Below are 502 nucleotides of genomic sequence, written 5' to 3'. Positions count from 1 at the left end.
GCGCGAGATCGTGACCCAGAACCTGCAGGGATATACCGCCGTCAAGGGAGGAGCCGATGCGTTGCTGCACCTGGGCCAGAAGCGGTCGCGCTCCATGTCGTTCAAGTTGGACTTCGTAGCAGGCGAGGTCGCCAACTCGTATCGCGTTTCGCTGACTCCAAAGACGGACGACAGTCTGTTGATCGTCAGCGAAAAGGCCTACTACCACGACCGGCGCAAGTATCCCGAGAAGCCTTTTGATCTGCCGGTGAGCGCATTGTCCAAAGAGTCGCGTCTTGGCGAAGCGGAACACATCTGCGCCAAGCAAGCTCTGCAGGACCTGGAGAGTTATCGCGTCTATCACTTCCATGACACAAGCGACACGGCAGCCGTCAAGCTCACCGCGGATGTCGACGACAACCGCTTCTTGCGCCCCCAAGCCGAGAATCTGGCGCCATATCTGTTCTGGATGCGCGACAAGCATCCCGACCACTACCGCAATATCGTCGAGACGGTGCGGCAC

1 protein-coding gene is annotated in these 502 nt (G+C 59.0%); it reads left to right on the top strand.

Annotated features, from left to right (window positions below; translation table 11 throughout):
- The coding region (locus AC1D15_RS36690) for an AAA family ATPase (RefSeq protein WP_477829966.1) at positions 1–502 on the top strand (502 nt) is incomplete at both ends.

The organism is Rhizobacter sp. P2_H2 (assembly GCF_056403375.1).
This window is presented reverse-complemented; position numbering and strand designations above follow the sequence as displayed.